Origin of the sequence: Bacillus sp. ATD (assembly GCF_050585765.1) — a bacterium.
In the GTDB taxonomy this organism is placed as follows: Bacteria; Bacillota; Bacilli; order Bacillales; family Bacillaceae; genus Bacillus; species Bacillus stercoris.
In genome coordinates this window covers 636,639-648,419 of sequence record NZ_JBOBQH010000001.1, presented here as the reverse complement: position 1 = coordinate 648,419, position 11,781 = coordinate 636,639, and the positions used below count along the sequence as shown (strand labels likewise).

Annotated in this window: 14 protein-coding genes; 6 read left to right on the top strand and 8 right to left on the bottom strand. The window is 46.2% G+C overall.

The genetic code is table 11. The annotated features are described in order from the left end of the window. Positions 1-10 precede the first annotated feature (10 nt). Positions 11-1,186, bottom strand: a complete 1,176-nt coding sequence (locus ACQXR1_RS03240; RefSeq protein WP_069150277.1) for an acetyl-CoA C-acetyltransferase — start codon at positions 1,184-1,186, stop codon at positions 11-13. Positions 1,187-1,196: 10 nt separating this feature from the next. Further along, positions 1,197-3,566, bottom strand: coding sequence for a 3-hydroxyacyl-CoA dehydrogenase NAD-binding domain-containing protein (locus ACQXR1_RS03235; RefSeq protein WP_430771715.1), 2,370 nt, complete (start codon positions 3,564-3,566; stop codon positions 1,197-1,199). 174 nt (positions 3,567-3,740) lie between these two features. Between ACQXR1_RS03235 and ACQXR1_RS03230 the strand changes: the two genes are divergently transcribed. Further along, a complete protein-coding gene (locus ACQXR1_RS03230; protein ID WP_003240817.1) occupies positions 3,741-3,887 on the top strand; it encodes a YuzL family protein in 147 nt (48 codons plus the stop codon). 24 nt (positions 3,888-3,911) lie between these two features. Here ACQXR1_RS03230 and ACQXR1_RS03225 read toward each other — a convergent pair whose 3' ends face one another. Beyond that, positions 3,912-4,820 carry a proline dehydrogenase family protein gene (locus ACQXR1_RS03225; RefSeq protein ID WP_040081884.1) on the bottom strand — a complete coding sequence of 303 codons (909 nt, stop codon included), beginning with the start codon at positions 4,818-4,820 and terminating at the stop codon, positions 3,912-3,914. 94 nt (positions 4,821-4,914) lie between these two features. Here ACQXR1_RS03225 and ACQXR1_RS03220 point away from each other — a divergent pair, with 94 nt between their 5' ends. The 4 genes from ACQXR1_RS03220 to mdtP all read left to right on the top strand — a co-directional run bounded on the left by ACQXR1_RS03220 (position 4,915) and on the right by mdtP (position 7,753). Further along, positions 4,915-5,160: a hypothetical protein gene (locus tag ACQXR1_RS03220; RefSeq protein WP_003228567.1), complete on the top strand. Its 246-nt coding sequence runs from the start codon at positions 4,915-4,917 to the stop codon at positions 5,158-5,160. A 12-nt stretch (positions 5,161-5,172) separates the two neighbouring features. Then, positions 5,173-5,505: a spore coat protein gene (locus tag ACQXR1_RS03215; RefSeq protein WP_003222766.1), complete on the top strand. Its 333-nt coding sequence runs from the start codon at positions 5,173-5,175 to the stop codon at positions 5,503-5,505. A 158-nt stretch (positions 5,506-5,663) separates the two neighbouring features. Continuing rightward, on the top strand, positions 5,664-6,134 hold the full coding sequence (mdtR, locus tag ACQXR1_RS03210) for a MarR family transcriptional regulator MdtR (protein WP_014665318.1): 471 nt from the start codon (positions 5,664-5,666) through the stop codon (positions 6,132-6,134). Beyond that, the gene (gene mdtP, locus ACQXR1_RS03205) at positions 6,131-7,753 is read left to right on the top strand and encodes a multidrug efflux MFS transporter MdtP (RefSeq protein ID WP_080478275.1); all 1,623 of its coding nucleotides are present in this window, start codon (positions 6,131-6,133) and stop codon (positions 7,751-7,753) included. The genes mdtR and mdtP overlap by 4 nt, the downstream gene beginning before the upstream one ends. A gap of 36 nt (positions 7,754-7,789) precedes the next feature. On the opposite strand, the gene ACQXR1_RS03200 is transcribed toward mdtP, so the two are convergent. Then, positions 7,790-8,173, bottom strand: a complete 384-nt coding sequence (locus ACQXR1_RS03200; RefSeq protein ID WP_040081881.1) for a tautomerase family protein — start codon at positions 8,171-8,173, stop codon at positions 7,790-7,792. Positions 8,174-8,191: 18 nt separating this feature from the next. Continuing rightward, the gene (locus ACQXR1_RS03195) at positions 8,192-8,932 is read right to left on the bottom strand and encodes an SDR family NAD(P)-dependent oxidoreductase (RefSeq protein WP_251198834.1); all 741 of its coding nucleotides are present in this window, start codon (positions 8,930-8,932) and stop codon (positions 8,192-8,194) included. A 133-nt stretch (positions 8,933-9,065) separates the two neighbouring features. Between ACQXR1_RS03195 and ACQXR1_RS03190 the strand changes: the two genes are divergently transcribed. Continuing rightward, complete coding sequence (locus ACQXR1_RS03190) at positions 9,066-9,953, top strand: LysR family transcriptional regulator (RefSeq protein WP_205440348.1); 888 nt, start codon at positions 9,066-9,068, stop codon at positions 9,951-9,953. Between the two features lie 19 nt (positions 9,954-9,972). Here ACQXR1_RS03190 and ACQXR1_RS03185 read toward each other — a convergent pair whose 3' ends face one another. The 3 genes from ACQXR1_RS03185 to ACQXR1_RS03175 form a co-directional block, all read right to left on the bottom strand. Next, entirely contained in the window at positions 9,973-10,260 is a 288-nt protein-coding gene (locus ACQXR1_RS03185) for a YusU family protein (protein ID WP_306289507.1), read from the bottom strand. A 25-nt stretch (positions 10,261-10,285) separates the two neighbouring features. Beyond that, on the bottom strand, positions 10,286-11,113 hold the full coding sequence (locus ACQXR1_RS03180; protein ID WP_079288351.1) for an ABC transporter ATP-binding protein: 828 nt from the start codon (positions 11,111-11,113) through the stop codon (positions 10,286-10,288). Positions 11,114-11,330: 217 nt separating this feature from the next. Then, the gene (locus ACQXR1_RS03175) at positions 11,331-11,768 is read right to left on the bottom strand and encodes a YusW family protein (protein ID WP_430771714.1); all 438 of its coding nucleotides are present in this window, start codon (positions 11,766-11,768) and stop codon (positions 11,331-11,333) included. Positions 11,769-11,781 lie beyond the last annotated feature (13 nt).

Sequence of the window (11,781 nt, the reverse complement as noted above, 5' to 3'; positions counted from 1 at the left end):
TTTTCCCCCTTTAGCATAATTCAAATACACCGGCCGCTCCCATCCCGCCGCCGATACACATGGTCACGACTCCAAATTGCTCGTTTCTCCGTTTCATTTCATGGATGAGTGAGAGTGTAAGCTTTGTGCCCGTACAGCCAAGCGGGTGCCCAAGCGCGATTGCGCCCCCGTTGACATTCACTTTTTCTTCATCAATTCCCAATTCTCTGATCACTTGAATGGCCTGTGAGGCAAAAGCTTCGTTCAATTCAAACAAGCCGATGTCCTGCAGCTGAAGGCCGGCAAGCTTCAAAGCGCGCGGAATTGCTTCAACCGGCCCGATTCCCATGACTTCCGGCGGCACGCCGCCTACTGCAAAGGAGCGGAATTTCACAAGCGGGGCCAGGCCAAGAGCATCGGCTTTTTCCCGATCCATCAGCATGACAGCCGCCGCTCCGTCACTCGTCTGCGAGGAGTTGCCCGCGGTTACCGTTCCGTCAACGGAAAAAGCCGGGCGCAATGTCGCTAAGATGTCTGCAGTCGTTTGCGGGCGAACGCCTTCATCCTGAGAAAACACGAATTGTTTTTCCTGCGGCTTATGGTTTTCTCCGATTTCTGTCACCGTCACTTCGACAGGTACAATCTCATCTTTAAATTTCCCTTCTGCAAGGGCTTTAGCGGCGTTTTGATGGCTGCGAACGGCAAACGCATCTTGATCCTCACGGGAGACGCCGTATTTTTTCGCGACCTGCTCGGCTGTATGTCCCATGCTCATATAATATTCCGGTGCCTGTTCTGCCAAAGCAAGGTTCGGCCGGGTGACATGCCCCATCATCGGCACCTGTGACATGGATTCTGCTCCGCCAGCAATCGCTGTATCATAGGCGCCGAGCATAATTTTTTCTGCCGCATATGCAATAGACTGAAGGCCGGATGAACAATACCGGTTGACTGTAATCGCCGGAACCGTGTATGGCAGTCCCGCGAGCGCCCCGATATTTCTCGCCATATTAAGCCCCTGTTCCGCTTCAGGTGTTGCACAGCCGATAATCAAGTCATCAATATTGCCTTCGTAGCCGCCTGCCCGTTTCAGCGTTTCTTTTACGCAAATCGCTCCCAAATCATCCGGGCGAACGGTGGCCAACGATCCTTTTTTTGCTTTCCCAACCGGTGTTCTTGCACCTGATACAATGACTGCCTCTTTCATAAGCTCCCTCCTAATTCCGTAAAGGTTTACCTTTCACAAGCATATGCTGCATTCTCGCTTGAGATTTTGCCTCTCCCGCCAAACTCAAAAACGCTTCTCTTTCGATCTCCAATAAATACTCTTCATCAACCTCTGTACCGAACGGCACTTTTCCGCCCGCAATGACATAAGCGAGTTTTTTCGCAATCTTGAAATCATGCTCAGATATATAGCCAGACAGTTTCATCTGCTCAGCGCCAAGCAAGAGTGCTGCATAACCAGTTTCTCCCGGCACCTTGACCTTTTCTTTTACAGGCGGCCGCCAGCCGGTATCGTATAAGGATGCGGCCAGCTGCTTCGCATCGTACAGCAGGTGGTCTTGATTCACGCTGATGTGGTCCGTTTCTTTTAAAATGTTCATCTCACGAGCCTCTTGGGCGGAAGCGGACACTTTCGCCATCGCAATTGTTTCAAATGTTTTCATTGCCGCATTCATCGGATCATGGCCGCGGCGAAGATGATTGATGTACAGCTCTTTGTTTCCCCCTCCGCCAGGGATGAGGCCGACACCGGATTCTACAAGTCCCATATAGGCTTCGCTTGCTGCTTGAGTGCGAGCCGCAGGCAGGCATACTTCCGTTCCTCCGCCGAGCGTCATGCCAAATGGCGCGGCGACGACCGGTTTCGCACTGTATTTGATCTTTATCATCGTCTCCTGAAAACGGCGTATCACAAAATCAACTTCCAAAAAGTTGTCATCTTGGACTTCCATTAAGATCATGGCGAGATTTGCGCCGACACAGAAATTTTTTCCTTGGTTGCCGATGACAAGGCCCTTGTAATTCCGTTCTGTTTCCTCTAATCCTTTGTGGATCATTTGAATGATATCGAGGCCGATCGCATTGCTTTTCGAATGAAATTCAAGAAGGGCCACATCATCTCCAAGGTCAATTAAGCTTGCTCCGCTGTTTTTCGCAATCACGCCTTTTGTTTCTTTAAGTGCTTGTAAATGAATTCGTTTTTTGTTTTCTTTCACGGCTCTGTATTCGCCGCGGTCATAATAAAATACCGTTCCGTTCTCTTTGATGTAGAAGGTTTCATTTCCTTTGTCCAGCATCTCTTTTATCCAGCCAGGCATATCTGCTCCAAGCTGCTCAAGCTTTTCCGCTGACTGCTTGAGGCCGATGGCGTCCCACATTTCAAAAGGCCCCAGTTCCCAGCCGAATCCCCACTTCATGGCTTGGTCAATCGCATGAATATCATCGGCAATCTCACCGAGCAGCTCGGCTGAGTAAAGCAGGGTTTGAGAAGTGATATTCCACAGCAATCGGCCGGCCCTGTCATCCGAATAAATAAGCGCTTTCATTTTGGCCTTTGTCCCTTTTGCCTGTTTTGCCGCTTCAAGTGCCGGTGTTTTCATTTTTGTCCGCTCGCCATAAGTAAGCGTCACTGGGTCAAGCTCATAAATAATTTTTCCTTCTTTTTTATAAAAGCCTTGGCCGGCCTTACTTCCGATCCACCCTTTTTCCAGCATATCGTTCATGAAGCTTGGAAGGCGAAACACTTCTTTCTCATCGCCATCGGCTTTGTCATACACATTTCGGGCAACGTGGGCGAATGTATCGAGGCCGACAACATCAAGCGTTCTGAAGGTGGCGCTTTTCGGCCTGCCGATCAGCGGACCTGTGATCGAATCAACCTCTCCAACCTGATAGCCGCCTTTCAGCATTTCTTGGACTGTCACAAGAAGCCCGAATGTTCCGATGCGGTTTGCGATAAAGTTCGGTGTGTCCTTTGCTGTAACAACGCCTTTACCGAGGACATTTTCTCCGAAAGCTGTCATAAACTTTAAAACATCTGGATCCGTTTCCTTAATCGGAATGATCTCCAGCAGCTTTAAATAGCGTGCGGGATTAAAAAAATGCGTTCCAAGAAAATGGGCTTTAAAATCATCCGACCGGCCTTCAGCCATTTCCTGCACTGATATGCCGGATGTGTTGCTTGAGACGATGCTTCCAGTCTTTCGATGTTCATCCACAAGAGCGAAAATTTTCTTTTTGACTTCAAGGTTTTCGACAACGACCTCAATAATCCAATCTGCTTCTTTCAGTTTTTCTGCATCATCCTCCAGATTGCCCGGTGTAATATAGGAGGTATTTTTCGCTGATGTGAGGGGAGCGGGCTTTTGTTTCAGCAGTTTTTTCACCGCCTGCCGGCTAAACCTGCTGCGCACCTCCGGACTGTCCTTCGTCAGCCCCTTTTTTTCCTCTTCCTTTGTCAAATCGTTCGGCACAATATCTAGCAGCAGGACAGGAATTCCGATGTTAGCCAAATGCGCCGCAATCCCGGAGCCCATTACCCCCGATCCTAAAACGGCTGCCTTCCGAATGTGTTTGTGCATGAGATATCCCCCTTGAACATTGAATGAATAGTCATTCATTTTTTGACCAAAAAAAATGAAACCCGTTTCTTCTTTCATCTTAAAAGATTTCCGGTTCGACTTCAATAGCTAATTTGTTATTTTTTTGTATGAAGCCTATAAAAGACGGGTAACTTAAGCCCGGAGGTGAAGGGAATGGTGCGAGAGAAAAAAAATCCGTCTTCTGCGGCAGTCAGCGCGGCGAGCGTAAAGGGAGATGCCGGTCCGACTCAGCATTACGGCGGCGGAAAACGGACAAGTCAAAATCAACAGTATAAAAAACATAACATGGAACAATCATAATGCAGCTGCTTCCCGCGGCTGCTTTTACTTTTTCAGAATTCCTTTTAACACAAATGCTGCATTGGCGGGCCGTTCGGCAATTCTTCTCATAAAGTAGCTGAACCAGTCTGTTCCATATGGGACATACACACGCATTCTGTAGCCTTCTTTCGCGAGTTCCTTCTGACGCTCTGGCCTGATGCCGTATAGCATTTGAAACTCAAATTGCGATGCGGGGATTTGATGTTCGTCGACGAGCTGTTTCGTAAATGCAATAATGTCATCGTCATGTGTGGCGACAGCCGTGTAGTTCCCGCTTAATAGCTGCAGCTTTATTAAGCTCTGAAAATGTAGGTCTGTTCCTTTTTTGTCAGGAAACGCTACAGCCGCAGATTCTTTATAAGCGCCTTTCACAAGTCTGAGATTCGGCTTTACGTCACGCATCTTTCTAATATCTTCTGCCGCCCTGTACAGATACGCCTGAATGACCGTGCCAAGCTTCTCAAATTCCTGTTTGCATTGCCTGTAAATAGAAAGTGTCTGTTCATAATGAGAATAGTCTTCCATATCAATGGTCACAGCAACATTATATTGCTTCGCAACGGAAAGAATGGCGCGCAAATGAGTAAGAGCAAGTTCTTCTGAAAGATCGAGCCCAATTGAGGTGAGTTTAAGTGAAAGCTCCGACTCCAATTGATGTTCGGCAATGGCTTGAATGGCTTTCTTGCATTCCTCTGCGACCTGGTTCGCTTCTTTTTCCGAAGCTGCATACTCGCCTAAATAATCAATTGTTGCACACAAACCGGATCTGTTTAGCCTTTTGACGGTCTTAACTGCCGATTCAATCGTATCCCCTGCGACAAATCTTCGTGCTCCAAGCCTCTTTCCATATGCTTTTGCGAACTTGGTAAGCGTTTTATTTTGAGATAAAAATAAAAACACATGTCTCAACATCCGACTCCCTCCCGCCATCATCTTCAAAACACCTGTATACAACTCCCAGTCTGAAGGAAACTATAAAATGAACTGAAATCAAAGGAGGATCACAATGGACAATCAGCAGCAATCTCAAATGCCGCCTTCCGTTATTTCAACAAAGGATCATTTGTATCTCAATGACATGCTGAACTGGAATTTGCTCGCGATGAAAAAAGCGCATTTCATGGCGCAGCAGTGCCAGGATCAAACGTTAAAGCAAGAACTCGATCGCGTCGGACACATGCATCATGATCACTATCAAAGAATATTAAAGCACCTGCAGCCAGGGCAGCAGCAGTCCGGCTACATCCAATAAGGAGGCGTCAGAATGAATCAACAAAATCAAAAAATCAGCAACCCTCAGACACCTGTACCGACAACATCGGAAATGAATGACAGAGATTTCGTCAACGAACTGCTGACAACCGAAAAATACATGACAACAGCTTATTGCACAGCCTTGCACGAATTCAGCCACGAGTCTCTTTATCAGGATATTCAATCCATTTTTGATGAGTCACAAAAAGCGCAAAGAAAACTGTATGACCTCATGTTCCAATATGGATGGTATTCTGTTGAAGCGGAGGATGCCCAAAAGCTGCAGCAATCCTATCAAAAATTCCAGCAGACCATTCAGCAGCAGTCTCCTTATCAGCAGTAACAATATTAGAAAAAGGATACGATGTTCTTTCGGACATCTATCCTTTTTTTTGTGTAAAATCAGTTGACTTTTCATTTACGCTTATTTATATTTAATAAGCATTAACTATTTTGTCATCAAAATATATATACAGTGTATGTAACAGAGGGGAATTGAATATGAAGAGTGCGGATCAGTTAATGTCCGATATCCAATTATCGCTTCAGGCGCTCTTTCAAAAGATACAGCCTGAGATGCTGGAAAGCATGGAGAAACAAGGTGTCACCCCAGCGCAGCTGTTTGTGCTGGCCAGCCTAAAGAAACACGGCAGCCTCAAAATTTCTGAAATTGCCGAGCGTATGGAGGTGAAGCCAAGCGCGGTGACGTTAATGGCAGATCGCCTTGAACAAAAAAATCTTATCGCCAGAACACACAATACAAAAGACAGGCGAGTGATTGATCTCAGTCTTACTGATGAAGGAGACAGAAAGTTCGAGGAGATTTTGGCAGGCAGAAAGGCCATTATGGCGCGCTATCTTTCCTTTTTGACGGAGGAGGAGATGCTTCAGGCGGCGCATATTACAGCAAAGCTCGCACAGGCAGCAGCGGAAACGGATGAAAAGCAAAACATGAAAAGAGGAAACGGATGAAAATGAGTAAAGAAGGCAAACAATCCAAACGGACGCTATTAATAACAGGCTTAATTATTGCCATGTTTTTTTCAGCCCTTGACGGTACCATTGTCGGAACGGCCATGCCGAAAATTGTCGGTGATCTGGGCGGTTTGAGCATGATGACCTGGCTGACAACTGCATATTTGTTAACATCAACAACCATTGTTCCAATTGCCGGCAAGCTGGCTGATTTATTGGGACGCCGCATTGTCTATGTATCAGGTTTGATTATTTTTATGGCCGCTTCTGCTTTATGCGGAATGGCCAACAACATGACAGAATTGATTATCTTCCGTGGACTGCAGGGAATTGGCGGAGGCATCATGATGCCGATGGCGATGATTGTTATCGGTGACTTGTTCACAGGAAAACAGCGTGCTAAATTCCAAGGGGTCTTTGGCGCGATTTACGGGCTTGCTTCAGTAATTGGGCCGCAAATCGGCGGCTGGATTGTAGACTCGTTAAACTGGAAATGGGTTTTCTATATTAACCTGCCAGTCGGAATTATTGCGGTTATTTTCATTGCAAGAGGATTACAGGGACGCCAGCAGACTGGTCCGATCAACTTCGACATCGCTGGTATTTTCACGATGATTGTCGGTGTTGTCAGCCTCTTGCTCGCCTTAAGCTTTGGCGGGAAAGATTACGCATGGGATTCATGGCAGATTCTTGGTTTGTTCGCTCTCGCACTGATCGGCATTGTCAGCTTTATTATCGTAGAATCAAAAGCAAAAGAGCCAATCCTGCCAATGTATTTATTTAAAAACAGAACATTTACCTTTCTAAACTTGATCGGCTTCTTTATGAGTATCGGTATGTTTGGCGCCATTACGTTTGTTCCTTTCTTTATGCAAGGAATTGTCGGTGTAAGTGCGTCTGAATCGGGTACAATTATGACACCGATGATGATCTCTATGATTATCACAAGTATTATCGGCGGCCAGCTTGTGTACAAAATCGGAATTAAACCGCAAATCATTACAGGCATGCTGGTTATGGCCGGCGGATTCCTGCTGTTAACGACATTGGATCTTGACACGAGCAAGCTTGTCGCTACATCATATATGGCGATTATTGGCCTTGGAATGGGTCTTGTTATGCCGATTCTGACATTGGCTTTACAGGAAAGCTTTTCGAAAGAGGAGCTTGGCGTTGTCACCTCATCCAGCCAATTCTTCCGTTCTATCGGCGGAACATTCGGCATTACCATGCTGGGAGCCGTAATGAATGCGAGATCAGGGAATTTATTAACAGATAAATTGGTGCCGTATTTAGACTCTCTTCCGGCACAGGCAAGCTCGTTTGCCGCCCAGCTAAAGGGTATGATTGATACAAATCCGCAAGGGCTGCTGCAATCACTGTTCAGTCCGGACGCAGTCAAACAAATCCCTGCGGCTTTCTCATCCCATATTGTGCCGATTTTAAAAACATCGTTGATGGATTCACTCCACAGCGTGTTTTATACAGGCCTAATTTTTATCGCAGTCGGAGCCGTATTTACATTGTTCTTAAAACCTATCAAACTATCAAATAAGAAAACGGGAGAACAAGTGAAAGAGAAAGCGGCAAAAGCCGTTGAATCACCTTCCCATTAATAGAGCACCCCGCGGGTATCAAACCGCGGGGTTTTTTTATTCAATCATCTGGGCCCTTCCATTTCCGAAAGACCAATCCTCATCCTGATTTCCGGCCAGCATGATAAACACATCTTCTTTTCTTACGCCAAGCTCGGAATGAATCCGGCTTGCGATTGAGCGGTAAAGCGCTTTTTTCTGTTCAGTTGTTCTTGAGTGTTTCAGTGTAAAATGAATGTATATCAGTTCATCAGTACGCTCAACTTGGAGATAAAATGGATCATAGAAAAATTCGCCTTTTTCATATTGCCTGATGACTTGAAAATAGTCATCTTCCGGCACATTGATTTCTTCAATCATCGATTGGTGGATGGCCCTGCTTAGTTTTTGAAGCCACGCTTCGCTTCTTCCCGTCCGTAAATGAATCTGTACAAATGGCATCTCCCTGCTTCCCTCTCTTTACAGCGTCTGTCCGCTGTCAATTGTGATGATTTGGCCTGTGAGTGATTCCTGTTCAACTAGTGAACAAATCAATTTGGCAACATCATCCGGTTCAGCAATATACTGCAGCGGCAAAGAGCCGATCATGCTTTTCATTTTTTCTTCCCGACCAGCCCACCATCTCGTTGCCACAGCTCCTGGTGCTACACCGCTCACTCTGATGTCAGGCGCTAAGGCGTGGGCCAATGATTTCGTTAAACCGTGCACCGCCGATTTTGATACTGCGTAAGGCATAGATGAGCCCGCACCGGTTAACCCTGCGATGCTGCCGACGTTTACGATCGCTCCGGCCTTGCTTTTCTTCATGAACGGAACCACTGCCCGCGCGCAGAAAAACATTCCTTTCACATTGACGGCATACAGCTCATCCCATATGTCTTCTGTCGCAGCCTCAAGATCATCCATTGGAATATGCCGTGTAATGCTGGCATTGTTGACTAAAATATCAACCGTGCCGTGTGTGTTCACGATTGCTTGAATCATATCCTGCACTTCGCTGTTTCTGGATACATCTGCTTGGATGGCGAAGGCTTGCCCGCCAGCTTTTTGAATCATTTCCACTGTTCCCTCCGCTTCTGATTGCGAACGTGAATAATTCACCGCAACAATCGCCCCGCGCTTTGCCAATTCCATACTGGCTGCTTTTCCGATTCCTGTGCCGCCCCCCGTTACGAGAGCTATTTTGTTCATGACATTCATTGCCGCCACTCCTTGCTGTTGACTAAAATATATTTCTGATTCCATTGTAATCCAGCTTTGATGTTACGTATAATGATTGTTAAAGATACTTGATATCATTCAGATTGATATCAAATAAACGGAGGAGTTCAAAATGGAGAGCGGAGATTTACGTGTGTTTCAAATGGTAGCCCGTGAAGGGACCATTACGAAAGCGGCCCTGCAGCTTGGCTATGTGCAATCGAATGTCACGGCCAGAATTCAACAATTGGAAGCTGAACTGGGTACGACGCTGTTTTTGCGCCATAATCGGGGCATGACACTTTCTGCAAGCGGAAAGCTGCTGCTGGACTACGCAAATAAAATTATCGGCCTTCTTGATGAAGCGTCTAAAGCGCTCTCATCCTCCGCAGAACCAAGCGGGCCGCTTATGATCGGCTCCACTCAGACAACTGCCGCGGTAAGGCTTCCAAAGCTTCTGGCATCTTATTATGAAGAACATCCAAACGTCCAGCTGTCTTTAACAACAGGACATACGCAATTTCTCCTTGATAAGGTTCTTCGTTATGAATTGGACGGCGCGTTTATCGGATGCGAATGCAATCATCCTGAGCTCGAATCCTATCCGGCATTCGAGGAAGAACCAGTAGTTGTTTCGGCTGCCTCTGTGTCCGATGTTGAAGAAGCCATCACAAAGCCGATTCTCGTATACAGCACAGGCTGCTCGTATCGAGAAACACTTGAAAAATGGCTGCGCTCCGTCGGTGTCACACAGCCGGTCATTATGGAATTTGGTACGCTTGAAGCAATTATCGGCGGGGTTACAGCAGGTCTTGGCATCTCGTTGCTGCCGAGAACGGTTGTGCAGAAGCATGAGGCAGAAGGATCGATTCAATTGTACCCGCTGCCTGAAACACTCAGACAGATGAAAACAGAATTTATTGTTCGAAAAGATTCGTTTATCAGCAGCGCGCTGCGGACCTTTATGGATTCCTTTGCACCAGGCAAAACGGATGAATCACAAAAAAGCAGCCTGCTATGATGAGCAGACTGCTTTTTGGCTATTGTTTGTTTCTATGCGCTTCATTTAATTCTTTAATATGCTGAATGACATTTTTAATGCCCTGCTTTGCCTCGGGATATGTCGCATTCCAATGCTTAGCGAGCGGAGGCATGCTCTTGGCTATATGCGTGTACAAAATCCATTGCTTCACTTCTTCTTTTAGCTCGTCGTTTGTTTCACCAAGCAGAAGTTCCGTATACTTTTCCAGCAATCCATCCAGCTGTTCCTGAAGTTTTTGTTCCATTTTCCATCTTCCTTTCGAAAAAACAGCAAGGAGCTTTCTCAATTGAAAGCTCCTTCGCTGGCGTTATTTATCCATGTGATGTGAAAGCCGCTTCCTGAACAATGCATCTGCCCCTGCCATGAGGAATGCAAAGAGGCGTTCCGAACAGCGGGTCCTGTGTAACCTGACAGTTCATAGAAAACACATTTTGCACAAGGTCACAAGTGATAACCTCTTCCGGACGGCCTTCTGCATAAATCTGTTTATCTTTTATGGCCACAAGATGATGCGCATAGCGGCATGCCAGGTTTAAGTCATGGAGAACCATAACAATCGTCCGCTCTTCCTTTTCATTCAGCTCAAACAGCAAATCAAGAATTTCAATTTGATGTGTCATGTCTAAATACGTCGTCGGCTCGTCTAGAAGGATGATATCCGTTTCCTGGGCAAGCGTCATCGCGATCCAAGCCCGCTGGCGCTGTCCGCCAGACAAAGAATCAACGGCACGGTCAGCCATGTCCTCAAGCTTTGTTGCTTTAAGCGCTCTCTCAACTGCTTCCTCATCCTCTTTTGACCACTGCTTCAACCAGTTTTGGTAAGGATATCTTCCTTGCTTCACCAGCTGGTGCACCGTCAGCCCCTCTGGAGCCGAAGGACCTTGGGGCAGAATTGCGAGCTCTTTTGCGACTTCCTTCGTCGGAAGCTTGGCAATGGCTCTTCCTTCCAGCAGCACAGAACCGCCTCTCGGCTTCATCAGGCGCGCTAATGAACGTAAAAGTGTCGATTTTCCGCAGCCATTGCTGCCAATAAATACGGTAATTTCACCTTTGGGAATTGTTAAATTCAACTCATCAATAATAACGGCATCCCCGTATCCTAAGCTCAGCGTTTCTGTAGAAATTGCACTCATACCCATAACCGCTCCTTTTTGCTGGCTTTTTAGCAGCACTATGTATTGCACGTTTTCTATATACATGCTTTTCAGTCAATTGTCATCAATGCAAGTGATTCCGATATTCAGCCATTTGATATGGTCATATATCCCTCATTGTAGCAGAAAACACTGACTTTGAAAATCATTTTCAATTAGTTTTTTGGACATAATTGGCGTTTATGGTTTATTTATCACATGATTATTTCTTGATTTCTCTGATGGAGCCGTCCTTCAGCTTTAGTTTTAAATCGATATGATCATAATGACTGTCCAGATTAAATGCTGCCAGCACACTGTGTATCACTTCTGTTTCAGCCATTTGGTCTGTCACGGAAAGCTCGCTCAAAATCATTTTCATCTCATCCAATGCTTCTTCTCCCTCCTGATTGACACCGGAGAGCTTATCTTGTATTTCCGCTTTTTCCTGAGTCCCGTTCTTTGTATAAATTCCTTCATAACGATTATGCTCACCATCCCCGTAGCTTACACGAAGCGAAAAATTGCTGTAGGGAACGGACTTCATCTGGGTGACGGCTGTATTTTCTCCTTCTGCCTGCTGCTGGTCTTCATGAAGACGGCAGCCCGCAATCAGAACCACTGCGAGACATACAGCCCCGGCTGCTCTGATCAAATGCATATGTTTCCCCCCT